General features: G+C 65.3%; 27 protein-coding genes and 2 pseudogenes. 23 read left to right on the top strand and 6 right to left on the bottom strand.

Features of this window, described 5'->3' with window-relative positions:
• The first annotated feature begins 4 nt into the window (after nucleotides 1-4).
• Complete coding sequence (locus OL239_RS18380) at nucleotides 5-478, top strand: hypothetical protein (RefSeq protein ID WP_268910091.1); 474 nt, start codon at nucleotides 5-7, stop codon at nucleotides 476-478.
• Nucleotides 479-581: 103 nt separating this feature from the next.
• Nucleotides 582-1,418: an aldo/keto reductase gene (locus OL239_RS18375; protein WP_268910090.1), complete on the top strand. Its 837-nt coding sequence runs from the start codon at nucleotides 582-584 to the stop codon at nucleotides 1,416-1,418.
• Nucleotides 1,419-1,484: 66 nt separating this feature from the next.
• Here OL239_RS18375 and OL239_RS18370 read toward each other — a convergent pair whose 3' ends face one another.
• The 6 genes and pseudogenes from OL239_RS18370 to flgN all read right to left on the bottom strand — a co-directional run bounded on the left by OL239_RS18370 (nucleotide 1,485) and on the right by flgN (nucleotide 4,672).
• Complete coding sequence (locus tag OL239_RS18370) at nucleotides 1,485-1,880, bottom strand: flagellar assembly protein FliW (RefSeq protein WP_268910089.1); 396 nt, start codon at nucleotides 1,878-1,880, stop codon at nucleotides 1,485-1,487.
• A complete protein-coding gene (gene flgL / locus OL239_RS18365; protein WP_268910088.1) occupies nucleotides 1,877-2,764 on the bottom strand; it encodes a flagellar hook-associated protein FlgL in 888 nt (295 codons plus the stop codon). The genes OL239_RS18370 and flgL overlap by 4 nt, the downstream gene beginning before the upstream one ends.
• Before the next feature lie 3 nt (nucleotides 2,765-2,767).
• Nucleotides 2,768-3,994: a flagellar hook-associated protein FlgK gene (gene flgK, locus OL239_RS18360; RefSeq protein ID WP_268910087.1), complete on the bottom strand. Its 1,227-nt coding sequence runs from the start codon at nucleotides 3,992-3,994 to the stop codon at nucleotides 2,768-2,770.
• A gap of 107 nt (nucleotides 3,995-4,101) precedes the next feature.
• Nucleotides 4,102-4,170, bottom strand: a pseudogene (locus OL239_RS18355) (hypothetical protein); the annotation flags it as partial.
• A gap of 11 nt (nucleotides 4,171-4,181) precedes the next feature.
• Nucleotides 4,182-4,370: a hypothetical protein gene (locus OL239_RS19835; protein WP_329609298.1), complete on the bottom strand. Its 189-nt coding sequence runs from the start codon at nucleotides 4,368-4,370 to the stop codon at nucleotides 4,182-4,184.
• Entirely contained in the window at nucleotides 4,367-4,672 is a 306-nt protein-coding gene (flgN, locus tag OL239_RS19830; protein WP_329609297.1) for a flagellar export chaperone FlgN, read from the bottom strand. The genes OL239_RS19835 and flgN overlap by 4 nt, the downstream gene beginning before the upstream one ends.
• 214 nt (nucleotides 4,673-4,886) lie before the next feature.
• On the opposite strand from flgN, the gene OL239_RS18345 reads away from it, so the two are divergent.
• The 21 genes and pseudogenes from OL239_RS18345 (at nucleotide 4,887) to OL239_RS18250 (ending at nucleotide 21,429) form a co-directional block, all read left to right on the top strand.
• Nucleotides 4,887-5,714: a sigma-70 family RNA polymerase sigma factor gene (locus tag OL239_RS18345; protein WP_268910086.1), complete on the top strand. Its 828-nt coding sequence runs from the start codon at nucleotides 4,887-4,889 to the stop codon at nucleotides 5,712-5,714.
• Between the two features lie 127 nt (nucleotides 5,715-5,841).
• Nucleotides 5,842-6,747: a flagellin N-terminal helical domain-containing protein gene (locus OL239_RS18340; protein ID WP_268910085.1), complete on the top strand. Its 906-nt coding sequence runs from the start codon at nucleotides 5,842-5,844 to the stop codon at nucleotides 6,745-6,747.
• Nucleotides 6,748-6,879: 132 nt separating this feature from the next.
• Complete coding sequence (locus OL239_RS18335; protein ID WP_268910084.1) at nucleotides 6,880-7,638, top strand: flagellar cap protein FliD N-terminal domain-containing protein; 759 nt, start codon at nucleotides 6,880-6,882, stop codon at nucleotides 7,636-7,638.
• A 2-nt stretch (nucleotides 7,639-7,640) separates the two neighbouring features.
• A complete protein-coding gene (gene fliD, locus OL239_RS18330; RefSeq protein ID WP_268910083.1) occupies nucleotides 7,641-8,240 on the top strand; it encodes a flagellar filament capping protein FliD in 600 nt (199 codons plus the stop codon).
• Complete coding sequence (gene fliS, locus OL239_RS18325; protein ID WP_268910082.1) at nucleotides 8,237-8,671, top strand: flagellar export chaperone FliS; 435 nt, start codon at nucleotides 8,237-8,239, stop codon at nucleotides 8,669-8,671. Before fliD ends, fliS begins: the two co-directional genes overlap by 4 nt.
• On the top strand, nucleotides 8,661-9,005 hold the full coding sequence (locus OL239_RS18320; RefSeq protein WP_268910081.1) for a hypothetical protein: 345 nt from the start codon (nucleotides 8,661-8,663) through the stop codon (nucleotides 9,003-9,005). Before fliS ends, OL239_RS18320 begins: the two co-directional genes overlap by 11 nt.
• Before the next feature lie 181 nt (nucleotides 9,006-9,186).
• Nucleotides 9,187-9,531: a flagellar basal body rod protein FlgB gene (locus OL239_RS18315; protein WP_268910080.1), complete on the top strand. Its 345-nt coding sequence runs from the start codon at nucleotides 9,187-9,189 to the stop codon at nucleotides 9,529-9,531.
• A complete protein-coding gene (gene flgC / locus OL239_RS18310) occupies nucleotides 9,528-9,920 on the top strand; it encodes a flagellar basal body rod protein FlgC (protein ID WP_268910079.1) in 393 nt (130 codons plus the stop codon). The genes OL239_RS18315 and flgC overlap by 4 nt, the downstream gene beginning before the upstream one ends.
• On the top strand, nucleotides 9,920-10,225 hold the full coding sequence (gene fliE / locus OL239_RS18305) for a flagellar hook-basal body complex protein FliE (RefSeq protein ID WP_268910078.1): 306 nt from the start codon (nucleotides 9,920-9,922) through the stop codon (nucleotides 10,223-10,225). Before flgC ends, fliE begins: the two co-directional genes overlap by 1 nt.
• An 11-nt stretch (nucleotides 10,226-10,236) precedes the next feature.
• On the top strand, nucleotides 10,237-11,841 hold the full coding sequence (gene fliF, locus OL239_RS18300; protein ID WP_329609296.1) for a flagellar basal-body MS-ring/collar protein FliF: 1,605 nt from the start codon (nucleotides 10,237-10,239) through the stop codon (nucleotides 11,839-11,841).
• Between the two features lie 89 nt (nucleotides 11,842-11,930).
• On the top strand, nucleotides 11,931-12,929 hold the full coding sequence (fliG, locus tag OL239_RS18295) for a flagellar motor switch protein FliG (RefSeq protein ID WP_268911820.1): 999 nt from the start codon (nucleotides 11,931-11,933) through the stop codon (nucleotides 12,927-12,929).
• Nucleotides 12,919-13,533, top strand: a complete 615-nt coding sequence (locus OL239_RS18290) for a FliH/SctL family protein (RefSeq protein ID WP_268910076.1) — start codon at nucleotides 12,919-12,921, stop codon at nucleotides 13,531-13,533. Before fliG ends, OL239_RS18290 begins: the two co-directional genes overlap by 11 nt.
• Nucleotides 13,530-14,899 (top strand): annotated as a pseudogene (locus OL239_RS18285) (FliI/YscN family ATPase). Before OL239_RS18290 ends, OL239_RS18285 begins: the two are co-directional and overlap by 4 nt.
• Nucleotides 14,896-15,330, top strand: coding sequence for a flagellar FliJ family protein (locus tag OL239_RS18280; RefSeq protein WP_268910075.1), 435 nt, complete (start codon nucleotides 14,896-14,898; stop codon nucleotides 15,328-15,330). Before OL239_RS18285 ends, OL239_RS18280 begins: the two are co-directional and overlap by 4 nt.
• Entirely contained in the window at nucleotides 15,327-16,013 is a 687-nt protein-coding gene (locus OL239_RS18275; RefSeq protein ID WP_268910074.1) for a C40 family peptidase, read from the top strand. The genes OL239_RS18280 and OL239_RS18275 overlap by 4 nt, the downstream gene beginning before the upstream one ends.
• 793 nt (nucleotides 16,014-16,806) lie before the next feature.
• Nucleotides 16,807-17,664: a flagellar hook-length control protein FliK gene (locus OL239_RS20355; RefSeq protein WP_442864176.1), complete on the top strand. Its 858-nt coding sequence runs from the start codon at nucleotides 16,807-16,809 to the stop codon at nucleotides 17,662-17,664.
• Nucleotides 17,559-18,107 carry a flagellar hook assembly protein FlgD gene (locus tag OL239_RS18270; protein WP_268910073.1) on the top strand — a complete coding sequence of 183 codons (549 nt, stop codon included), beginning with the start codon at nucleotides 17,559-17,561 and terminating at the stop codon, nucleotides 18,105-18,107. The genes OL239_RS20355 and OL239_RS18270 overlap by 106 nt, the downstream gene beginning before the upstream one ends.
• A 12-nt stretch (nucleotides 18,108-18,119) precedes the next feature.
• Nucleotides 18,120-19,286 carry a flagellar hook protein FlgE gene (locus OL239_RS18265; RefSeq protein ID WP_268910072.1) on the top strand — a complete coding sequence of 389 codons (1,167 nt, stop codon included), beginning with the start codon at nucleotides 18,120-18,122 and terminating at the stop codon, nucleotides 19,284-19,286.
• A 144-nt stretch (nucleotides 19,287-19,430) separates the two neighbouring features.
• Entirely contained in the window at nucleotides 19,431-19,757 is a 327-nt protein-coding gene (locus OL239_RS18260; protein ID WP_268910071.1) for a flagellar FlbD family protein, read from the top strand.
• Nucleotides 19,757-20,563 carry a motility protein A gene (locus OL239_RS18255; protein ID WP_268910070.1) on the top strand — a complete coding sequence of 269 codons (807 nt, stop codon included), beginning with the start codon at nucleotides 19,757-19,759 and terminating at the stop codon, nucleotides 20,561-20,563. The genes OL239_RS18260 and OL239_RS18255 overlap by 1 nt, the downstream gene beginning before the upstream one ends.
• Nucleotides 20,560-21,429 (top strand): OmpA/MotB family protein, encoded by an 870-nt coding sequence (locus OL239_RS18250; RefSeq protein WP_268910069.1) that lies wholly within the window; start codon nucleotides 20,560-20,562, stop codon nucleotides 21,427-21,429. Before OL239_RS18255 ends, OL239_RS18250 begins: the two co-directional genes overlap by 4 nt.
• Nucleotides 21,430-21,439: the final 10 nt, after the last annotated feature.

Below are 21,439 nucleotides of genomic sequence, written 5' to 3'. Positions count from 1 at the left end.
ACCCATGGCACTCTTTGCAGCCGCCCGGCAGGGGCGGAAGGATGACACCCAGCTGGGCAAGGGCGTGTGGCGCCGGGCCCACGACCGCTTCACCCGCGGGCTGGACCGCTACCACCAGATGCTGGAAGGCGTGGAAGACGACGCCGTGTACAACGAGCTGGTCTCGGTTGCCAACAAACTGGCCGAACTGCTGCCCCGCGTCCGTGAAGTGTGCGTCAGCGCGCAGCGGCGCCTGCCCAGCAACGGCCAGGATATCCCCGGCTCGCTCATCGCGGTGCACCGGGCGCTTTCGCGCAGCGGCAACTCCCTGGCAGCCACCGCCGAGGCGGCGGCCATGTCCCGGCTGGAAGGCGAACGGTGGGGCTTTGCCTCCGCCGGCCTGGAAAACGTCCACCGCCGCGCCGCACTGGTGGCCGAAGACGTGCTTGAGGCGGAACGAGCGCTGAAAGCCGCCGCGGACGCCCCGCAGAATACGTAGAAAATTTCCGCGCGAAGCGGGAATAAGGGCCGGACTTTTTCGCGTCCAGCATAGAGGCGTCACCGAAAGCGGATTTCGGCCGGTGGTTTGCAAGGATAGGCGAATGACTACTTCACCGCTTGTGACTTTCAATGACGGCAACACCATTCCCCAGCTTGGCTACGGAGTGTGGCAGGTCGAGGATGCAGTGGCCGAAAAGGTTGTTGGCCAGGCTTTTGACGCCGGGTACCGCCACATCGACACCGCCAAGATCTACGGCAACGAGGCCGGCGTCGGCCGTGCCATTGCCGCCACCCCGGTTCCCCGCGAGGACATGTTCATCACCACCAAGGTCTGGAACGCGGACCAGGGCTACGAAGAAACCCTGAAGGCGTTCGACGCTTCCATGGAGCGCCTGGGCCTGGAAACCCTGGACCTGTACCTGATCCACTGGCTGCAGCCGAAGCAGAACAAGTACGTGGACACCTGGAAGGCACTGGTGGAACTGCAGAAGCAGGGCCGCGTGAAGTCCATTGGTGTCTGCAACTTCACCATTGAGGCCCTGCAGGAAATCATCGACGCCACCGGCGTGGTGCCGGTCCTGAATCAGGTCGAGACGCACCCGTACCTGAACCAGGCCGAGCTGCGCGCCTTCGAGGCCGAGCACAACATCCTGCACGAGTCCTGGTCCCCGCTGGGCTCCGGCAAGGGCCTGCTCGAGGATCCGAAGCTGGCCGAGATTGCCGCGAAGTACGACGGCGCCACTCCGGCACAGGTGGTCATCGCCTGGCACCTGGCCCTGGGCAGCATCGTCATCCCCAAGTCCGTCACGGAATCCCGCATCAAGGAAAACTGGGCCGCCTTGGACCTGAAGCTGAGCGACGAGGACATCGACGCGATCAGCGCCCTCGACAACGGCACCCGCTACGGGGCGGATCCGGCCACGGCCGACTTCGCCTAAGCTCCGGAAGTAACGCAAAAGGCGCACGCCCTGCAGGGCGTGCGCCTTTTGCGTCTCTGGGTCCCGTTACGCTGCGACGGCGTCCAGGGGGATGCGGACCGGCCAGTCCTGCCCTTCGAGGATCACCTGCGCGCAGGAGTTCGTTCGCGTGTTCAGGACGATGGGGGCCAGCAGATTGACGGTGGTGCCGGCTTCCGTGGAGTTGGCCACGATGAGGACCTGGGCGTCGGCTGCGTCGGTGAGGCCAAGCTGCAGCCGTTGCTCCTCGGTGATGTCGGGCTGGTATGAGGGCAGGTAAACGGCGGCGTCAAGTACGAAGATCCGCAGTCCGCCCGTGTCGCCGGAATGCTCCTTCGAGAGCAGCGAATACAGCCCTTCGGCCCCTTCCACGGCGGACATGGTGAAGTCGATCTCCGGGGCAAAGCCGGGCGGCGGCGCCGTGAAGCTCACGGAAATGCTCATCGCAGGAAATCCATGAGGGTGGGCTGCAGCGCCCGTGCGGTGACGGAAAGGGCCGTCTGGTAGGAAAGCTCCTGCAGTTTGAGGTCCAGGATGACCTTGGCAGTGTCCAGGTCCTCGATCCCCGAGCGGCGGGCTTCCAAACTGACGGTTTGGTCCAGGTTCGTGTCCCGGGCCTTTAGGACTCCGGCATGGCGTACGCCCACCTCGGTGTGGCGCGACAGGACGGTGTTCGCCCGTGCATCGATGGCGACTAAGTGTTCCGTGAGATCCGCGCCGGAGCGCAGGTCTTTGGCGAGGGAATCAACCAGGGCGAAAACGGACGCCGGTCCGGTGCCGAAGACAGCGGCGCCGTCGGCGTCGACCCGGACCGGAGCTCCGCCGTCGACCCGGCGCATTACCCCGGTTCCGGTGCCGTGATGGACGTATTCGCTGCCTTCAACGGTGAAGGCTCCCTTGGCATCGGAGTTTCCGGCAAACACGTTTCGCCCCGCAAAGGTGGTGTTGGCTTCCTTCAACAGGTCCTGCTTCAGGCCCTCCAACTCGCTGGCGACGGCGTCCTTGTTAGCCGGGGACAGCCCGGCGCTGGCGCCGCGGAGCGCCAGGTCCTTGATGCGCCGCAAAAGGTCGGTGGTGTTGTCCAGGGCGGAGTCCACCGTGGTGAGCCAGCCGTCGGCGTCGCTGATGTTGGAGCTGTATTGGGCGTTGGCCCGGATTTCCGCCCGCACCTTCAGGGCATCAGCAGTCCCGGCAGGATTGTCCGATGGCCGGGTGATGGCGGTCGAGGAGGAGACCTGTTCCTGCAGCTTGGCCATGCGTGACATGTTGGCCTGCAGGTTCTGCTGGGCGCTGCGGGCCAGGGTCTGGTTGGTGGTGCGGGTGATCAAGGGTTACCTTCCAACAATTCCGGTGCGGTTGATCAGGGTGTCGAGCATCTCGTCAATGGCGCTCATGACGCGCGCGGCACCCTGGTAGGCGTGCTGGTAAGCCAGCAGGTTCATGTTTTCCTCGTCCATGTCCACGGAGGAGTTGGCCAGCTGCAGCCCGACGGCGGATGATGCGGCAACGCCGGCGAGCCTGGCCTGCTGCAGTTCGCTGCGGGCTGCGGCGCCCGTACCCGAGACGAAGGCCGACCACATTTTGTCCGGGGAGTCGGCGGAGGTTCCCAGCTGGGAGATCTTATCCGCGATGGACCCGTCGAACCCGCCGGTGCCGTTTCCGGCGGCAATTCCGGACGCATTGGCCGGAATGATGTGCAGGCTCAGCGCCGGCTGCCCGGCGTCGAGGCCAAAGAAGTCCAGCCCGGTGGTGCTGCCCGGTGTTCCGTCCCCGGGAGCGGTTCCGGTGCGGTGCACTGCGTTGACCGTTGACGCGAGCTTTTCAGCCAGCGAGTTATAGGAGGCGGCAGCCTTGGCCAGGTCAGCGCCGGGTGCCAGCAGGCTCAGGGCGCCCGCCATTTCCCCGCTGGACAGCGCCACGGAATCTCCGGCCCGGTGGCTCCACACCAACCGGACAGGGTCGCCGCCCAATGCCGTTCCTCCGGTAACTTCGACCGGCCGGAAGACCTCGCCGGTGACAAAGGCGTTCCCGTCCACCAGGATGTCCACCATCCCGTCGGCGCCCTCGCGGACGGTTCCGCCGGCCAGGGCGGCCACAGTGGAGGCCAGGGCGCTCCGCTGGTCCAGGAGCTCGTTAACGGAGCCGCCGTTGGATAGCGCGGAACGAATCGCTCCGTTGAGCCCGGCAAGCTGCGCTCCGGCGGTGTTCAGTTCATCTGCCATGGAGGTCAGGTCCGAGCGCACGTCCTTGAACTGGTTGGCTACGGAGAGATACCCGGAGGAGATGCGGCTGGCCACGGTCGCGGCTTCATTAAGGAGGACTTCCGCTGCGGCCGGGTCGCCCGGTTTGTTCGATACGCCCTGCCATGCGGCCCAGAAATCGTCCAGGGACGCCGAGATGCCGTTGTCGCCGGGTTCGTTGAGGCTGACCTCCAGGGCGGAAAGCGCATTGGCGCGGACTGCCGAAAAACCCGATACCGCGGTGGTGGCCCGAACACGCGCGTCCAGCTGCATGCTCCCGAGCCGGGCAATGCCGTCCACCGTGACGCCCTGCCCCACCCGGGGGCCGTGCTGAACCCCGTGGCTGAAAGGGGAGCAGTGGCTGACGTTTCCAACCGCTGGCGGGTGTAGCCGGGCGTATTGGCATTGGCTACGTTCTGCCCGATGACGTCCAGTCCCCGGCGGGCAGCTGTCAGCGCCGTGTATGCGGTGTTCAGTCCGCTGAATGTACTCATTAAGAGTGTCCTTAGCGCTTAAGTTGCTGGTCGACGAGGCGGGCACCCGGAGTGGACGCGGTGGTGGCGCCCGATGCCGTGTAGGTGCCGTTACCTGCATCCAGTCCGGCCAGGGTCTCCTGCGCCGACCTCGCGGCCGCCCGCAGGAACTGTTCGTTAACATCCCGCAGCTCGCGGATTTTCACGGTCAGGTCCGTCATGGCCTGCAGGTGGGCGGCAAAAATCTCGGTCCACGGTCCGGGGGAGCCGCTGCCACCAGCTCGCGAAGCGTCGCATCTTCCGCGGTGCCCCAGTCCCCGGCCAGGGAGGCGACGGCGACCGCGCGCCCGAGGGCGGCAGCACGCAGCCGTTCCAGGACCTGTTCGACTTCCCGGGTGGCATGCTGCAGCCAGCGGCTTTTGCCGGAGGTGAGCAGGAGCTGTTCTTCTTCAAGCTTGAATACGAGCAGCTCCAGCAACTCGCGTTCTTCCCAGAGAAGTGCAGACAATTTCTGGGTACCCATCTCCACTCACCTCCTTAAATTGATCTTCACTGTCCAGTATTTTCGGGAAAACATAACGATTCGTCCGTTGCCAGTCACTATCGGCATCCGGGCCGGCAATGTTAGTGGTATCTTTCACGGTATACGCTCGCGCGTGGGGTTCTATTAGTGGTCTCAGCCCTAAGCCATGTGCCAGGTATTTATGTCTGTCACAAGGGCTTGGGGGTCCGCAAAATTGAATCATCTCGAACGCAACCGCCTAGTGGTCGAAAATCTTCCACTGGTTGGTTATCTTGTCTCTGAAACATGCGCAAAAGCAACACACCTCTCGCGGGATGACCTCGCGTCGGCGGGATCGGTGGCACTCGTCATGTCTGCTGATTCCTATAATCCTGACCTGGGTGTCCCGTTCGGGGCTTATGCCCGCCGCCGTATTATTGGCGCTTTTGCCGATGAAATGCGCTCGGTGGACTGGGCCACCCGAACGGCACGGAAGCGGATCAAGGAAACCCTTGCGGTCAAGGAAACCCTGACCGCCGCGCTGGGCCGCGCGCCGAAAGTGGCTGAAATCGCCTCCGCCCTGGGGGTGGAGCCGGCGGTGGTGCGGGATGCCCTGGCGGACGCTTCCCGGACAGTGTCCAGCCTCGATGAAGCCACTACTGATTTTCTTCCGACCGCACTGCCCTCTCCGGAAGGTTCCCTCCTGGGAACGGAAAAGCTGAAATACCTGCAGGCAGCCATCGCTGCCCTGCCGGAGAAAATGCGGTACATCGTGGAACAGGTGTACTTCCAGGACCGCAGCGTCAAGGACCTTGCTGCCGAGCTGGGGGCCACCCACAGCGCGGTGTCCCAGCAGCGTGCCGAAGCAGTGCGTCTTCTCCGCGACGGCTTGGGCGCCCACTACGCGGACGACGACGTCGTCCCCGCCGCCACGTCCCGCATCGCACCGGCGCGCCGGGCCGCGTATTTGTCCACCATGGCGGACCGAACGATTGGCGGCATTACCCGCCAGCACTTCCCGGCGCATTCCCCGCGGACGGATTCCGGCAGGATGCCTGCCTAGCCTTTTGGGCAGCAGCGGAAAAACAACTGTCCGGAACTCCTAACACCCGGTGATCCTCCGCCGATAGCTATGGGTGCCGGCCCATGGATGGGCCGGTCAGTACAGCCCACTCACGGAGGAATACATCATGGGTTTCACAATCAACACCAACACTGCGTCAAACAACGCGTACCGCAACCTGACGCTGAACCAGAATGAACAGTCGAAGTCCCTGGAAAAGCTCTCCAGCGGCCTGCGCATCAACCGTGCAGCTGACGATGCAGCCGGTCTGGCCATCTCGGAAGGCCTGAAGAACCAGGTCTCCGGTATGACTCAGGCAGCACGCAACGCCCAGGACGGCATCAGCGTCATCCAGACCGCTGAAGGCGCCCTGACCGAGGTCCACTCCATCCTGAACCGTATGCGCGACCTGGCGGTGCAGGGCGGTAACGACTCGAACAACGAGGAGTCTCGCGAGGCGATCAAGACTGAAGCGGACGAGCTCGGCAAGGAACTCAACCGCATCGTTTCAGGGACCAACTTTAACGGTATTCAGCTGCTCAACGGCCAAGCCATTCCGGGTGATGACGCGACAAATGGCTCATCCAAGATCAGCATCCAGGTCGGGGCAGGTGGCGGTACCTCCGACACCATTGAGGTTGATTTGGGGAACGTCACCACCAGCCTGATGACGACACCCGCCGCTGGCGGCACCGCGGCCTCCTTCGCAGACGCCACGGACGGGGCGGCTGCATTCAACGTTGCTACCTCAGCCGAGGCCAGCCAGACGATTAAGGACCTGGATGCGGCGATCGGAGCCATCTCCAGCCAGCGCTCGGAGCTTGGTGCTTCCCAGAACCGCCTGGAATCCACGATCAAGAGCCTGAACGTGTCCATCGAGAACCTGTCCTCCGCCGGATCCCGGATCCGCGACACGGACATGGCTTCGGAAATGGCCAACTTCACCCGCTCGCAGATCCTTTCCCAGGCCGGCACCGCAATGCTGTCCCAGGCCAATCAGATGAACTCCGGCGTGATGCAGCTCCTGCAGTAGCAGTAACAGCATTAACAGCAGCACCGGCAGGTAAATGACCGCCGGCGGCGGAGAAACTGACTTGGACCTCACACTCTCCGCCGCCGGCTCATCTCCTGCCTCATCCGCATCCGTCCCAGGAGATCAGCACACATGGTAGGAATCGACGGCCTCATCAGTGGTCTGAAGACCAGTGAGATGATCGCCAGTCTCATGCAGATTGAGGCGCGCCCGCAGAACATCCTGAAGTCCAAGGTTGCGGCCAACCAGACCTTCGTCAGCGCACTGCAGCAGCTGAACACCAGAATGGCCGCCTTGGCAGAAGCCGCCGGCAAGGTCGCCAAGCCGGCCGGCACCGATCTTTTCTCCGCCGCCAGCAGCTCGGACAAAGTCACCGCCGTCACCACCACCGGCACCGCCGCCGGATCACTGGATATGGTGGTGAAGCAGACCGCTTCGGCCCAGGTCAGCCTCTCCGGAGCACTGACGTCCTGGCCCACTGACGCCACGGAAATCACCATCAATGCGGCCGGTACCAGCACCACCCTGAACGTCGGCGGGAAATCCCTCGACGAGGTGGTCTCCGAAGTCAATAAGTCCAACAAAGGCGTCACCGCGGTCAAGATCGCCGCCGGAGTCGATGACACCGGTGCAGCTCAGTACCGCATCCAGCTCACCTCGACAGCAACCGGAGCGGACGCCGCCTTCAGCCTGACTTCCAACGGAACCGACCCGTTCAGCACCGCAGGCGGAGGAATGCCCCTGAAGGCCGCGCAGAATGCCGAAGTTACGCTTTGGGCCGGAGTGCCGGGCGCGGAAACCACCATCTCCTCGGCCACAAACACCTTCACCGGGTTAATGCCCGGCGTGGACGTGACGGTCAGCTCAGCCTCGAAACTCCCGTCACCCTGACCGTGGTCCGGGATGACAAGGCAATCACCGACGTCGCCGCGGGGCTGGTCGCCGGGCTTGTTGATCTTTTCTCCTTCGTGAACCGGAACTCAGCGGTCACCACGTCTACGTCCTCCGGCTCCACGAAGGCCACGGGCGGGCTCTTCACCGGCGACTCCGGCATCCGCGATATCAAGCAGAGCATGATGTCCGCTGCCACCTCTCCGGTGGACGGACGCTCGCCGTCGGAGATCGGCATTGTCATCACCAAGGACGGCACGGTGGAATTCGACGCCGAGAAGTTCGCCGCAGCCCTGGCCGCCGATCCGGGCAAGACCCAGGCGACGCTGCAGACCATTGCCGGCCGGGTGGAAGCGGCCGGCAAACTGGCATCGGACAAATACGATGGCACCATCACGCAGCGGATCACGGGCCAGGAATCCGAAGTCCGATCCCTGACCACGCAGATCGAGGACTGGGACCGCAGGCTCGCATCACGTCAGTCCACCCTGCAGAGCGTGTGGTCCAACTTGGAAGTAAAGCTGGGCCAGCTGCAGTCCCAGCAGGAATGGCTAACCTCCCAAATCGATTCACTAAACTTCTCTTCAGGGAGCAAGAAATGAGTTTGACCTACGGACTGGCCGCCAAGCGCGCCGAGTACGCCCGCAATGCTGTTTTGTCCGCCACGCCCGCACGGCTGCTGACTATGCTCTACGACCGGCTCCTGCTGGACCTGAGCCGTGCCGAAGCCGCCCAGCAGTCCGGCAACTGGCCGGTGGCATCGGAAAACCTGGTGCATGCCCAGGCCATCGTGTCGGAACTGACCGGCACGCTGAAGACGGACGTGTGGGACGGGGCCGAGAACCTCAAGGCACTCTATGCCTACTGCCTGACCACCATGATGGACGCCAACATCCACCGCAGCGCCGAACGCACCCGTGAGTGCATCGACCTGCTGGAACCGCTGCGGCTGGCCTGGCATGAAGCTGCCGCTCAGGTGCCCGCGCAGGTTTCCACCCCGCACACTGCAGGAGGAACACTCGGTGTCGGCTGAAGCGGTCGGACCCGGACTTTCAGCCGAGGACGCAGCGAACCTGGCGTTGTGGGAACGCGTACTCACCGAACTCGAAGACAACCTGGAAGCCTTCTCCAATTCGGCCGGGGTTTCCGAAAAGGCCCGGGAACTGGCCCTCAGCTGGCAGCCGCCGGCCAACCTCGGGCCGATGCCGGTTGAGTTCGCGTCCCGTTCCCGCATGCTGGCCCTGGCCCAGGAAAAGGCCTACGTTCAGCTCCGCGGAGAGTCCCGGAAAAACCGGCGGCAGTCGGCGTTAATCAGCAGCGTCCCCGGCCCGTCGAGCGCCGCCGTCTATTTGGATGTGGCAGGATAGATTCCTCTTCCGCAAAAGTACTCATACGGCTTACTAAATTGCTTGTAATGCCCGGCAAAACTACTCGGAAAAAACTACTTACATAGCCAGCTGAGGCGCCGATAACCATTACCGAGCAAGGAATGCTCATTTCCAGGCCACGGATCGGCCGCACAGTCCCTCAGCGAGAAGCGGGTTTTCCGTGTTCGATTCCGTGTCCTCAATTGCGCTGCAAAGCGCCCTGGACGGATTGGCTTTGCGCCAGCGCACCATTGCCAACAACATTGCCAATGTTAATACGCCCGGCTACCAAGCCCAGCGGGTGAGTTTCGAAGACGCACTCGCCAAATCCGTTCGTGCCGGTTCCGGTGTTGCAGAAGCCACCACTGAACGGTCGATGGAGCCCACCAGACTGGACGGCAGCAACGTCAATCTCGACACTGAAACCCTTTCCAATATCGACACTGTGCTGCGGTACCAATTCGCCACACAGGCTGTGGGTGGAGAAGCGAATTCCCTGCGCACTGCACTGAGGACCTCCTCGTGACCTTTGACGCCATCGGAATAGCCGCCACCGGGCTGACCGCGCACCGTAAATGGCTGGACGCCGTTTCGGACAACCTGGCCAACGCCAACAACGTCTCCAGCACCGACGGCGCCGCGTTCCAGGCCCGTTACGTGGTGGCTCAGGAAGGCCAGGACGTCAGCGGCGTGTACGTGTCCGGCGTGGAATACGGCGATGCCGAGGGCCGGATGGTCTACCAGCCGGACCACGCCCTGGCCGACGCGGACGGTTACGTCCGGTATCCCGACATTGACATGTCTGAACAAATGAGCAGCCTGATATTGGCGCAGCGGGGCTACGAAGCGAACGCCGCCGTGGTGGACCGGGCCAAGGCCACCTACGAAGCAGCCCTTCAGATTGGACGATCCTGATGCCCGTTCCCCCTCTTCCCGCCGTCTCCGGCGTGACGCCCACCAGTTATCTCGACGCCGTACCCGCAACGGCAGCCACGGACGGCTCGGCCTTCGCGGCGTCCCTGACGGGAGCTGTGGACAACATTTCGCAGCTGCAGTCTGCCTCCAAGACCCTTGCGGTGCAGGCCGTGACCGGGGACCTCGAGGACATTCACAGTGCGTCCATTGCGTCCACGCGTTCAGCGCTGACCCTTGAGCTGGTGGCAGGGGTGCGCAACAAGGCCGTTGACGCCTTCAACGAGATCATGCGGATGCAGGCCTGATGGCGGGGTCCATGAACGCCGCATTCGGCCGCATCGGCGCGACGGTGCGCGGCTTTTCGCTGGCGCAGAAAACCATCACCATCATCGGCGTCGCCGTCTTGGCGCTGGGAATTACCCTGCTGGTCAGCTGGGCCAGCAAACCGGCCTACACCCCGCTCTTTTCGGGACTGTCAGCAGCGGACGCGAACACCATCGTGGAGCAGCTCAAGACCGACGGCGTCCCGTACGAGATTGCCAGCGGCGGCGGCACCGTCCTGGTGCCGGAAGCTGACGTCTATGACCAGCGGCTGAAGGCGGCCGGCGCCGGCCTTCCGGCGTCGTCCACCGGCGGCTACTCGCTCCTGGACGATATGGGCGTCACCTCCTCCGAATTCCAGCAGTCCGTCACGTATAAGCGGGCGCTGGAGGGCGAACTTGCCAAGACGGTGGGAGCGCTCGACGGCGTCAAAGCAGCCAGCGTCCAGCTCGCCATTCCGGAAGACACGGTCTTCGTCTCCGAAAAGGCGGACCCGACAGCTTCGGTATTCGTGGAGACCGACAACGGCGTGACCCTGGGCACAGATCAGATCCAGGCCATCGTCCATCTGACCTCGGCCTCGATTGACGGCATGGATGCCACAGACGTGGCTGTCATCGATTCAGCCGGCACCGTCCTCTCAGCCGTAGGCGTTGGAGCCACCGGTTCAGCGGACAAGCAGTCCTCAGACTATGAAGAACGCGTGGGCGCCTCGGTGCAGACCATGCTGGACCGCGTTGTGGGTCCCGGCAACGCCACCGTGGCTGTGGCTGCGGACATGAGTTATGAATCCGCCAACCGGGTGGAGGAGTCCTTCGCGAGTCCGGAGAACGCTCCGGCGCTGAATGAGGCCACCACCACGGAGGCCTATACGGGCGGGAACGCAGGCGGCGCTGCCGGTGTCCTGGGCCCGGACAACATAGCCGTCCCCGACGACGGAGCCGGCGACGGTACCTTCAACTCCGAGACGAGCACCCGCAACAATGCAGTCAACAAGGTGACGGAAACCCGGGACATCCCGGCCGGCGCCCTGAACCGGCAAACCGTCTCCGTTGCCTTGAACACCGAGGCAGCGGCCGGCTTGAACCTGAACAACGTCGAAGCCCTCGTGGCAACGGCCGCGGGCATCAACGCGGACCGCGGAGACCAGCTCACCGTGGAAATGGTGGCCTTCAACACCGGCGGCGCCGCCGAAGCCCAGGACGCACTGGCCGCTGCGGCGGAAGCCGCTGATGAAGAGCGCCGGGCCCAGCTCGTGAACAACATCATCCGAACCGCCGGAATCGTGCTGGCCGTGCTGGCTGCCATGGTTTTCTACGCCATGCGGTCCCGCCGCCAGAACCGGGAAGCCATCGACATCGGCGAACTGCCCGAACTTGATCCGCTGGCGCCGCCCGCGAAACTGGCGATGATCGGCCGCAGCGAGCCTGCCACCACTGCCATCAGCATCCCCACCGACACTGCCGGACTGCCCGTGCTGCCGCCGGCTAAGGACTCCACGGAACGCAAGCGGGCGGAAGTGGATGTCCTGGCCGGCCAGGACCCCGCCCGCACGGCGGAATACCTGCGGACCTTCATGGATGAAGGACAGCAGGCATGAGTGAGTCCTCAGCCGCTGCCCCGGTAACCACCGCCGTGGCCGAGATCCCTGATGCCGCCATCGACCCGGCGGCCGCAGCCGTCGCTGTCATGAGCGGCGCGCGCAGGGCCGCCATCGTGCTGATGCAGATGGACACCGGCCGCGCAGCCGGTGTCCTGAAGCAGTTCACTGAAGCGGAAGCCCAGGAAATCGCCGCCGAAATTGTCAGGATGCGCAGGGTGTCACCGGACGTCGCGGAACGCGTCCTGCTGGATTTCCACGAACTAACTGCCGAGGGCAAGCATCTGGCCCACGGCGGGCGGGATGTTGCCATGGGAATCCTCGAAGCTTCCTTCGGCAGTGAACGCGCCTCGGGCGTTATGGACCGGCTGGCCTCCTCGCTGGCAGGGGCATCCTTTGATTTCCTGGAACGGGCGGAACCTGCCCAAATCGTTGCCCTCCTGGAAGGCGAACTCGCCCAGACCGTGGCCCTCGTGCTGGCCCACCTGCGGCCGCAGCACGCCTCGGCCATCCTCGCGGGACTGGGAAGCACCATGCGCGCCGACGTCGCGCAGGCTATTGCCACAATGTCCCGGGCAACCCCGGAAGCCGTCCGAATCGTCGCAGACACGCTCCGGGACCGCGCCGCCGCCGTTGGAGCGGCACGTGACTCAGCAAATGCCATCGGCGGCATCCAGCCGCTGGTGGACATCATCAACCGGGCGGACGCAGCCACGGAGCGGGCCCTCCTGGACGCGCTGGAAGCACGCGACCCCGACCTGGCAGAGGAAGTGCGTTCGCGGATGCTCACCTTCGGAGACTTGGTGAAGCTGGAACGCCGGGACGTCCAGCTCATCCTGCGGGGCATCGACGTGAGCATTCTGGCGCTGGCGATGAAGGGTGCCCCCGACAACGTTACCGACAGCATCCGAAGCAACGTGTCCGAACGCAACCGGGAGATGCTCGACGACGAGATCAACGCCTCGGGCCCGGCACGGCTCTCGCAGGTCGAGGAAGCGCGGGCCACCATCGTGCGCGTCATCCGCGACCTTGAAGGCCAGGGCATCATCACGGTCCACCACACGGATGAGGACGAATATGTCAGCTGAACCTGCCCCGGCCTATTCCCGCATGCAGTACCCTGCGCTGGAGGACGTGACCTCTCCGCGGGGCAGCCTGCAGGAGCAGGTACGCGGACACGCCGCCGGCTATGCTGCCGGGCTGCGGGCTGCCGCAGCCGAAACCGAGTTGGTCCGGTCGCGGCTGCTCGCCGAGCATGAAGCAGCCCTGGCAGCGGGGCGGACTGAAATTCACCGTGCCGTTGACGTCCTGAACCGGGCTGTGCGCAGCCTGGAACAGGCGGTGCTCCCGGCGGCAGAGACACTTCAGCACGATCTCGCGGCCGCGGCAGTCGAGCTGGCTGAAGCGCTGCTGGGCCAGGAATTGAAAGACTCCGAAACCTCTGCCCGGGCAGCACTTGCCCGGGCCCTGAGCGGCGTGCCCCACAGCGAGATACGTTCGGTGCGTTTGCATCCGCGTGACCTGGCAGCCCTGGATCTGGAAACAATTTCCACTGCGGACGTCCGGTTGAAAGCGGACCCCATGCTAAGCCCCGGTGACGCCGTCACCGACTTCACCCACGGCTACCTCGACGCCACACTGGCCTCCGCCGTGGAGCGCGCCCGGTCCGCACTCTTGACGGACGCACGATGACGGTCATTGCCGGTGCGGGCGCCGTGCCGGCCTTCGGCGATCAGGCAACCGACCGGCGTCCGCCGGGTTTCAGGGACGCAGTGCGGGCAGCCGCTCCCATCCGCGTGGGCTCCGTGACGTCCGTCCTGGGTCTGGGCCTGGACATCACCGGCCTCGATGCCGGAGTTGGCGACGTCGTCACCATCGGGGAAGGCACATCCGCCATCCAAGCCGAGGTTGTTGCGGCATCCCGCGACGGCATCCGCTGCATGCCGTACGGACGAATGGTGGGATTGTCGGCGGGAACCGCCGCCCGGTCGCTGGGCCGGCCTCTGTTGGTTCCCACCGGAAGCCAGCTGCTGGGCCGCGTCATTGACGGGCTGGGAAACCCCATTGACGGCAAGGGGCCGATCGCCAGCGGACCCAAAGTGCCGCTCGACAATGAAAGCCCGCACGCCATGCAGCGGACGCGGATTACCACCCCGCTGCAGCTCGGCGTCCGGGTGATGGACACGCTGACGACCGTTGGTAAGGGCCAGCGTATGGGGCTCTTCGCCGGGTCGGGTGTCGGGAAGTCCTCACTGCTGTCCATGATTGCCCGGGGCACGGACGCCGAAGTGTCCGTGATTGCCCTGGTGGGGGAGCGCGGGCGCGAAGTCCGCGAATTCCTCGAAGATGACCTTGGCGCGGCAGGTCTGGCCCGCTCCGTCGTCGTTGTCTCCACCTCCGATGAGCCCGCAGTGGTTCGGCTGCGCGCCGCTTTCCTGGCGACCCGCATCGCAGAATCTTTTCGCGACGGCGGCTCCGACGTCGTGCTGATGATGGACTCCCTGACCCGTGTGGCGATGGCGCAGCGTGAAATTGGCTTGTCCGCAGGGGAGCCGCCCGCAACGCGCGGCTATCCGCCGTCCACGTTTTCCCTGCTGGCCCGGCTGCTCGAGCGGGCCGGCACCGGCGCACAGGGCTCGGTGACGGGAATCTACACGGTCCTGGTCGACGGCGACGACCACAATGAGCCGATTGCTGATGCTGCCCGCTCCATTCTTGACGGCCACGTCGTGCTGGACCGGAAGCTGGCCGTGTCCGGACACTTTCCCTCCGTGGACGCCCTGGGATCGATTTCCCGGGTTGCCTCCCGGGTGACTGCCCGGGAGAACAGCCAGGCGGCCGGAATGCTCCGCAAGGTTCTGGCCGCGCGCCGGGCAGCCCAGGATCTGCTGGACGTTGGCGCCTACCAGCGCGGCTCGAACCCGTTGGTGGACGCCGCAGTGGACCACCAGGATGCGATCAACAGGTTCCTGCAGCAGGGGATGGACGAGCAGACCCTGCTGACTCCGCGTGGAACCAACTGCATCAGCTGACCCGGATGCTGGAGGGACAGCGATGAACCGGACGTTTCCCCTGGCCGGGCTGCTCCGGCTGCGCCGGCTTCAGGAAGAAGCTGCAGCGGGAAAGCTCGCAGCAGCCAATGCCCGGGTACGGGAAACCTCCGCCGAGCATGCGGGCGTCTATCAGGCGCTGACGGAGAGCCCCCTGGCGGCGACAGACAGCGCGACGCTGCATGCCGTCTCGGCAGCCCGGGCCTCCTCGCGGGCCATGCTGGCGGACCTTGCAGCCCTGGGATCCCGGCACGCCGCCGAGGCCGCCGCGGCGCAGGCCGCCTTCTCCGCTGCACGGGCGGAGTCGGTTGGGCTGGAAAAACTGGAGGCACGGCACGCCGGTGTCGTGGCCGCCGAAGATTTGCGTGCAGAACAAACCGTTCTGGACGAACTCGCGGGAACCGCCTGGCAGCGCCGGCAGAAGGAAGCTATGCCATGAGCATGACCGATGCGATAGGACGCGTAGCGGAAATCCGCAGCACGCTGCAGCAGCTCTCCGCCGTACCTGCGGCAGCAGCCCCGGCAGCAGCGTCCCCGGGAGTCCTCGCCGCGGCGGGGAGCGCCGGCGGGAACGGCAGCGACTTTGCCTCGACCCTGGCGGCGCTGACGGGCACCGGTACGCAGCCGGCGGCCGCGGCCACGGCAGCCACGGCAGCCGGGACCGGAGGAACGGCCGCCTCCGGCAAAGTCCTGGACGCCGTGCAAAAGTACCTGGGCCTGCCGTACGTGTGGGGCGGAAATGACCCGGCTGTCGGGCTGGATTGTTCTTCCTTCGTCCAGAACGTTTACAAAGACCTGGGATATTCGCTGCCCCGGGTCACTTGGGACCAGATGAACTCCGGAACCGAAGTGCCTTCGATAGCGCAGGCCCAGCCCGGTGACCTGCTGATCAGCCACGACGGCGGCCACGTGGCGATCTATTTGGGCAACGGCAAGGCCGTGGACGCTCCACAGCCCGGGCAGACCATCCAAATCCGCGATGCCTGGGAAACGGACGCCAACCTGACGACCATCCGCCGAATCCTGCCGGCCGAGGCTGCCGGGGCTGCTCCTGCGCCGGTGGCCGACGTCGTGGCGGCCGCCCGCGCGGCACAGGCCTCCCTGACAGGAGCATTCTCATGAGCACGCACGCTGGCGCGGCCCCGCTTGTTGTTGGAACACATCACCGCGGTGACTACGGCCGCCCTGCATCGTCCGGCAAAGTGACCCCGCCACGGCGGCCGCCTTTGCCGCCGCGGTGCGGGACCTCTCCGCCGGGACGGTTTCAGCTCCCGGCACGCCGGCGGAGCATGCCTCGGCTGCCGGCACCGATGCCGGAGCAACCGGCACCGGTAACGTGCAGGAGGCACCCGCGTCCGAAGCCGATATGGGCCCGGGGACGGAAGCTGGCAGCACCCTGCCCGGTCGCTGATCGACTGGCGTTCCCGACAGTACGTGCCCACTGAACTCCTGGGTGCCGGAGCCAACTTGGCGGAGACATCTCCCGCGTCCCTGGATGTTCCCGCTTCGGTTCCCGGCGTTTCGCAGCTTTCCCTCACCGCCCCTGGCCCGGAGGGAAACACGCCGGTACCGGGTTCATTGCCTCTCCCAACCGCGCCGGCTGCCGCTGCTCCGGCGGACGCATCCGTAACGGTACCGGGACGAATGCCGCCATCTGCTGGTTCGCAGGATCACGTACCGCCGGGTTCCGCCGCTGTTCCCGTTCCTTCACCGGTCCCGGACGCCACAACCGAGCCGGCCGCAGTACCCGGCACGGCCGCAACGTCTTTGGGCACCGCGCCGCCGGCCCTCCCAACGCACCCGGCAGCGAACCCCGTCCCTGGTCACCGCGCCGCGGGAACCGGGACTGCGGAGGCCCCTGCAGTTGTCACCGGGCCAAGCACGCCGGAACCGCCGGCCGCGTCAGAGCAGTCCGGTGCGGCCTCCGCCACGCCTTTGCCTGCCCCGGGCACCCCCGTGCAGGCGGGCACCCCGTGCAGGCGGGGGCTGCTCCAAGTGCAGACCCCGGACTCCGGGTGGAACCGCGCGGACGGCACCGGTTTCCGCCGGCGCCGGCACCGGGTATGCCGGACTGGAGGTCCAGACCACGGACGGATCAGTGGTGCAACCGCCGGTTGGTGTCCCCGCTCCCGCAGGGGCATCCTTTTTCCCAGCCGCCGTCCCAGCCGCCGTACCCGCACCCGCCGTCCATTCGCCGCAGCTGCTGAACCAGGTTTCCCAGCCTTTGGTTCGGCTGGCTGCCGCGGCGCCCGGGGAACACGTGATGACGCTCAGCGTCACTCCGGAGAACCTGGGGCCCGTGACCGTCCGTGCCCTGATCAGCAGCGAGGGAGTGCGCGTGGAAATGTTTGCGCCCACGGAGACGGCGCGGGAAGCGCTGCGGCACATTCTCGCGGATCTGCGGCGGGATCTTGCCGGCGGCGGCGCCGGGATGCCTGCGACCCTCACACTCTCGGACCAGAACCACCCGGGGAACGGGTCGGGAGGCAGTGCGGCGCAGGCAGAGGACCGCAGCGGCCGGGCGGCTTCCTCCCACCGCGAGGAAGCCGCAGAGGCTCCCGGGGAGCCGGCCGGCCTGCTGACACACCACTCCAACGCTCCGGGGTCACCGGCGGCGGGACCACTGCCCTGGACGTCATGGCATGAACACACTAAGGAGAAACACCCGTGCCCATTGAGGCAGTGTCACCCTCCAGCGGCGTTTATGCCGCCGGAGCACCGCGTGATCCGAAACAGACCATGGACAGTGAGGTCTTTATGCACCTTCTGGTGACGCAGCTGCGCAACCAGGACCCCAGCTCACCCATGGACACCAATCAAATGATTTCCCAAACCACGGAACTGGCCATGATGGAGCAGCTGACCACCATGGCCGGGCTGGACGAGGAGAACTTCTCCCTGCAGATGAGGACCTCCGCCGCAGCCCTGATCGGCCGGACCGTTAGCTACACCGGCCCGGACGGCGTCGAAGTGACCGGAGTCGCGACCTCGGTCTCCTTCGTCAACGCCGTGCCCGCCGTCACTGTGGGCGGCAAGGAAATCCAGCTCGACTGGATTTCCGGCGTTGTCGATGCCACCGCCGTCCCACCAGCCGAACCAGCGCCGGGAACATCTCCTGACCCATCCCCCGAAACACCTCCGGCTCCATCGCCGGATCCCGGGGAAGCCCCTGCCGCACCGTCCGGTTCCTCCCCATCCCCCCTTCCCAGTAGTTGAAAGGCGTTTCCCATGCTCCGTTCCCTGTACTCCGGCATATCCGGACTTCGTTCGCACCAGACCATGCTTGACGTCACCGGCAACAACATCGCCAATGTCAACACCGCCGGCTACAAAGCCACTGCAGTGCAGTTCCAGGACACCCTGTCACAGCTCACCCAGGGCGCCACAGCCCCGGGCGCCGACGCCGGCGGTGGAAATCCCTCCCAGGTGGGGCTCGGCGTGCAGGTCGCCGGGATCAGCACCAATTTCGCCCAGGGCTCGGCGCAGGCAACCGGCCGCGGCACCGACCTGATGATCGACGGCGACGGTTTTTTTGTCACCCGGCAGGGCGGACAGACCCAGTACACGCGTGCGGGAGCCTTCAACGTTGATGCCAGCGGCCGCCTGGTCACGGCCGACGGCAGCCTGGTCCAGGGCTGGGGAGCCACCGACGGCGTAGTTGCCACCGGCGGAGCGCTCACCGACATCACGGTTCCTTCGGGAGCCATTGCGCCGGCAGCGGCGACCACCACCGCCGCGCTGGCCGGAAACCTGCCCGAGGACTCCGAGCCGGGCACCACGCTTGTCCGTGACCTTGAAGTCTTCGACGCCAACGGCAATTCCTCGTCGGTGCCGGTCACGTTTGCGCGCACTGAGGATGGATGGGATGTGTCCGCTGACGGGGCAGCACCCGTCTCCCTGACCTTCTCCGAGGGCAAGCTGACCGGGCCCGCCAACCCCACCCTTACCGTCGACGGCGTCGCCGTGGACCTCTCCGGCATCACCGGTTACGCCGACGTCGACACCGTGGCGGTGACCGCCCAGAACGGCCGCAGCGCAGGCACCCTCGATTCCTGGTCCATGGCAGCGGACGGCACCCTCATTGGTTCCTTCTCCAACGGATCCAAGCAGGCCCTGGGCCGCATCGTGCTTGCCGGATTCACCAATCCGTCGGGGTTGGAAAAGGTCGGCGGCTCTTCTTACGCCGCAACGGCAAACTCCGGCGCGGCCGTCATCGGCGGACCGGGTGCGGGCGGGAACGGTGCCGTGACCGCCGGCTCCCTGGAAATGTCCAACGTGGACCTTTCACAGGAATTCACCAACCTGATCGTTGCCCAGCGGGGGTTCCAGGCGAACGCCCGAATCATCACGACCTCAGATGAAGTCCTGCAGGAACTGACGAACCTCAAGCGATAAGCGATCCGCCTCACCGGCCTGCTGAAAACGGGCCGGTGGGGCTTCCGTCCAGGCGGAAAGCTCGCCGTTCCTAACGAAGAGGGCCGGGAAGCCGAATGTAGAAGTGATGGCTCCTGAAGCCAGCCACTCAACCGGGACGGGCTCATGATTGTTCTAACGCGGCTGAACGATGCCCGGTTTGCCATCAATCCGGACCTCATCGAGCGGATTCACTCCACCCCGGACACCACTCTCGTGATGGTCGACGGCGCCAAATATATTGTGACTGAGACTCTGGCCGAGGTCATTGAACTGATAGCCGCCTACCGGGCACGGGTCATCTCCATGGCACGGGATATTCCCGCCGGCGGCGGCGGCGACGTCCGCCCGGGACCGGCACTCGGACTGGTCCCCGGCCCGTCCAACACCCCACCGTCCGGCGGGAGCCGGACGGACGGCGGTACCGCGCCACTTCGTCCAAGGAAAATGTAATGGATCCCGCAACAATCATCGGGCTGCTCCTGGCCTTTGGATCACTCTTTGCGATGATCACCCTTGAGGGAGCACACCTCACGTCCATCCTCATCCCGGCACCCATGATCCTGGTGTTCGGGGCAACTCTGGCCGTGGGCCTGGCCGGCGGCACGCTCAAAGACTTCATCCTGTCCATCAAGGCACTGCCCCGGGCCTTCACGGGCCGAACCCCGGATCCACGGGAGACGATTTCCTCAGTGGTCTCCCTGGCAGAAAAGGCCCGCAGCGAGGGTCTGCTGTCGCTGGAACAGGATGCCGGCGAAGCAACCAACCCTTTTATGCGAACAGCCCTCCAGAATATTGCCGACGGCACCGACGGTGAGGAGCTGCGGGTGCTGCTTGAAGATGAGATTGCCACCAAGACGGCGACGGACAAGGTACCTGTCAAGTTCTACAACGCGCTGGGCGGCTACGCGCCCACAATCGGCATCATCGGCACCGTGGTGTCCCTGACGCACGTTCTGGAAAACCTGGACACTCCCGCAACACTGGGACCCATGATCGCCACCGCTTTCGTGGCCACCCTCTGGGGTTTGCTCTCCGCCAATTTCCTGTGGCTTCCGATCAGCACCCGGCTCAAGCGGCTGGCGGATCTGGAAGCCGATGAGATGGTGCTGCTGATGGAGGGCGTCCTGGCACTGCAGGCGGGGAGCCAGCCGAGGCTGCTCGGCGAGCGGCTGCGGGCCATGGTTCCGGCCCACGCTCTGACTGGTGCCAAAGAGCCCAAAGACTCCAGCCTCAAAGACGGCAAAGAGGCGGCATGAGCGCCCCGCGGCGCCGTCGTCCCAAAGAGGATGAGGACAGCCACCCGGACGAACGGTGGATGGCGTCGTACATGGACATGGTGACGGTGCTGATGTGCATGTTCATCGTCCTGTTCGCCATGTCCACCGTGGACCAGCAGAAGTTTGAACAGCTTCGGGATTCCCTGGCCACCGGCTTTGGCGTGGTTGAGTCCAACACCGTGGACACCGCCGTCGGTGTCATTGCCTCACCGGAGCAGGTGGATGACAAAGAAGCCCTGGAGCCGGATGCCGCTCTGCCCGGGGCGGGAGAAGCGGAACTGGAAATTCCGGACGCGGCGGACCCGGCCGCCCTGGCCGCCGCGGAGGTACAGGATTTGTCCCTGCTCCAGGAGCGCATCAGGGCCGGTCTCCAGGAGCAGGGACTGGACGACACCGTACGGTTTGAAATTGATGACCGCGGGCTGACCATCCGCCTGGTGAGCTCGGAAATGTTCTTCGCCCCCGACGCCGCCGATCTCACGGGCCAGGCCGTGCAGGTTTTGCAGACCATTGGCCCCATCGTCGCTCCCACCGCTTATCACGCCTCGGTGGAGGGGCACACCGCCCAGGTCCGCCAGATCACCGACAATGCCCTGGACTGGGAACTGTCCAGTTCCCGTGCCGTGAAGGTGCTGCGTTACCTGGTGGAGGAATCGGGAGTCGAGTTCAGCCGGGTTCGAGCCGTGGGGTATGGGGAATCCCGGCCGCTGACGTCGGGCACGTCCGCTGAGGAGCTGGCGCAGAACCGCCGGGTGGACATAGTGGTGCTTTCCGGACAAACAGAAGAGGTCCGGCAACTAATTCCGGGCATCGTTTCCGGACAAGCGCCCGCCGCCCAGCAGTAGTCCCGTCCGC

It is taken from the genome of Arthrobacter sp. ATA002 (genome assembly GCF_026898095.1).
Taxonomy (GTDB): Bacteria; Actinomycetota; Actinomycetes; order Actinomycetales; family Micrococcaceae; genus Arthrobacter_B.
The sequence above is the reverse complement of the archived record's forward strand: the minus strand, read 5'-3'. Positions and strand labels throughout refer to the sequence as shown.

Excerpts from the sequence above, each read along its gene's own strand:
- OL239_RS18380 (WP_268910091.1), top strand. The coding sequence starts at position 5 with ATGGCACTCTTTGCAGCCGCCCGGCAGGGGCGGAAGGATGACACCCAG.
- OL239_RS18375 (WP_268910090.1), top strand. The coding sequence starts at position 582 with ATGACTACTTCACCGCTTGTGACTTTCAATGACGGCAACACCATTCCC.
- OL239_RS18370 (WP_268910089.1), bottom strand. The coding sequence starts at position 1,880 with ATGAGCATTTCCGTGAGCTTCACGGCGCCGCCGCCCGGCTTTGCCCCG.
- OL239_RS19835 (WP_329609298.1), bottom strand. The coding sequence starts at position 4,370 with ATGACGGACCTGACCGTGAAAATCCGCGAGCTGCGGGATGTTAACGAA.
- flgN (WP_329609297.1), bottom strand. The coding sequence starts at position 4,672 with ATGGGTACCCAGAAATTGTCTGCACTTCTCTGGGAAGAACGCGAGTTG.
- OL239_RS18340 (WP_268910085.1), top strand. The coding sequence starts at position 5,842 with ATGGGTTTCACAATCAACACCAACACTGCGTCAAACAACGCGTACCGC.
- OL239_RS18335 (WP_268910084.1), top strand. The coding sequence starts at position 6,880 with ATGGTAGGAATCGACGGCCTCATCAGTGGTCTGAAGACCAGTGAGATG.
- fliS (WP_268910082.1), top strand. The coding sequence starts at position 8,237 with ATGAGTTTGACCTACGGACTGGCCGCCAAGCGCGCCGAGTACGCCCGC.
- fliE (WP_268910078.1), top strand. The coding sequence starts at position 9,920 with ATGCCCGTTCCCCCTCTTCCCGCCGTCTCCGGCGTGACGCCCACCAGT.
- fliF (WP_329609296.1), top strand. The coding sequence starts at position 10,237 with ATGAACGCCGCATTCGGCCGCATCGGCGCGACGGTGCGCGGCTTTTCG.
- fliG (WP_268911820.1), top strand. The coding sequence starts at position 11,931 with ATGAGCGGCGCGCGCAGGGCCGCCATCGTGCTGATGCAGATGGACACC.
- OL239_RS18290 (WP_268910076.1), top strand. The coding sequence starts at position 12,919 with ATGTCAGCTGAACCTGCCCCGGCCTATTCCCGCATGCAGTACCCTGCG.
- OL239_RS18280 (WP_268910075.1), top strand. The coding sequence starts at position 14,896 with ATGAACCGGACGTTTCCCCTGGCCGGGCTGCTCCGGCTGCGCCGGCTT.
- OL239_RS18275 (WP_268910074.1), top strand. The coding sequence starts at position 15,327 with ATGAGCATGACCGATGCGATAGGACGCGTAGCGGAAATCCGCAGCACG.
- OL239_RS18265 (WP_268910072.1), top strand. The coding sequence starts at position 18,120 with ATGCTCCGTTCCCTGTACTCCGGCATATCCGGACTTCGTTCGCACCAG.
- OL239_RS18260 (WP_268910071.1), top strand. The coding sequence starts at position 19,431 with ATGATTGTTCTAACGCGGCTGAACGATGCCCGGTTTGCCATCAATCCG.
- OL239_RS18255 (WP_268910070.1), top strand. The coding sequence starts at position 19,757 with ATGGATCCCGCAACAATCATCGGGCTGCTCCTGGCCTTTGGATCACTC.
- OL239_RS18250 (WP_268910069.1), top strand. The coding sequence starts at position 20,560 with ATGAGCGCCCCGCGGCGCCGTCGTCCCAAAGAGGATGAGGACAGCCAC.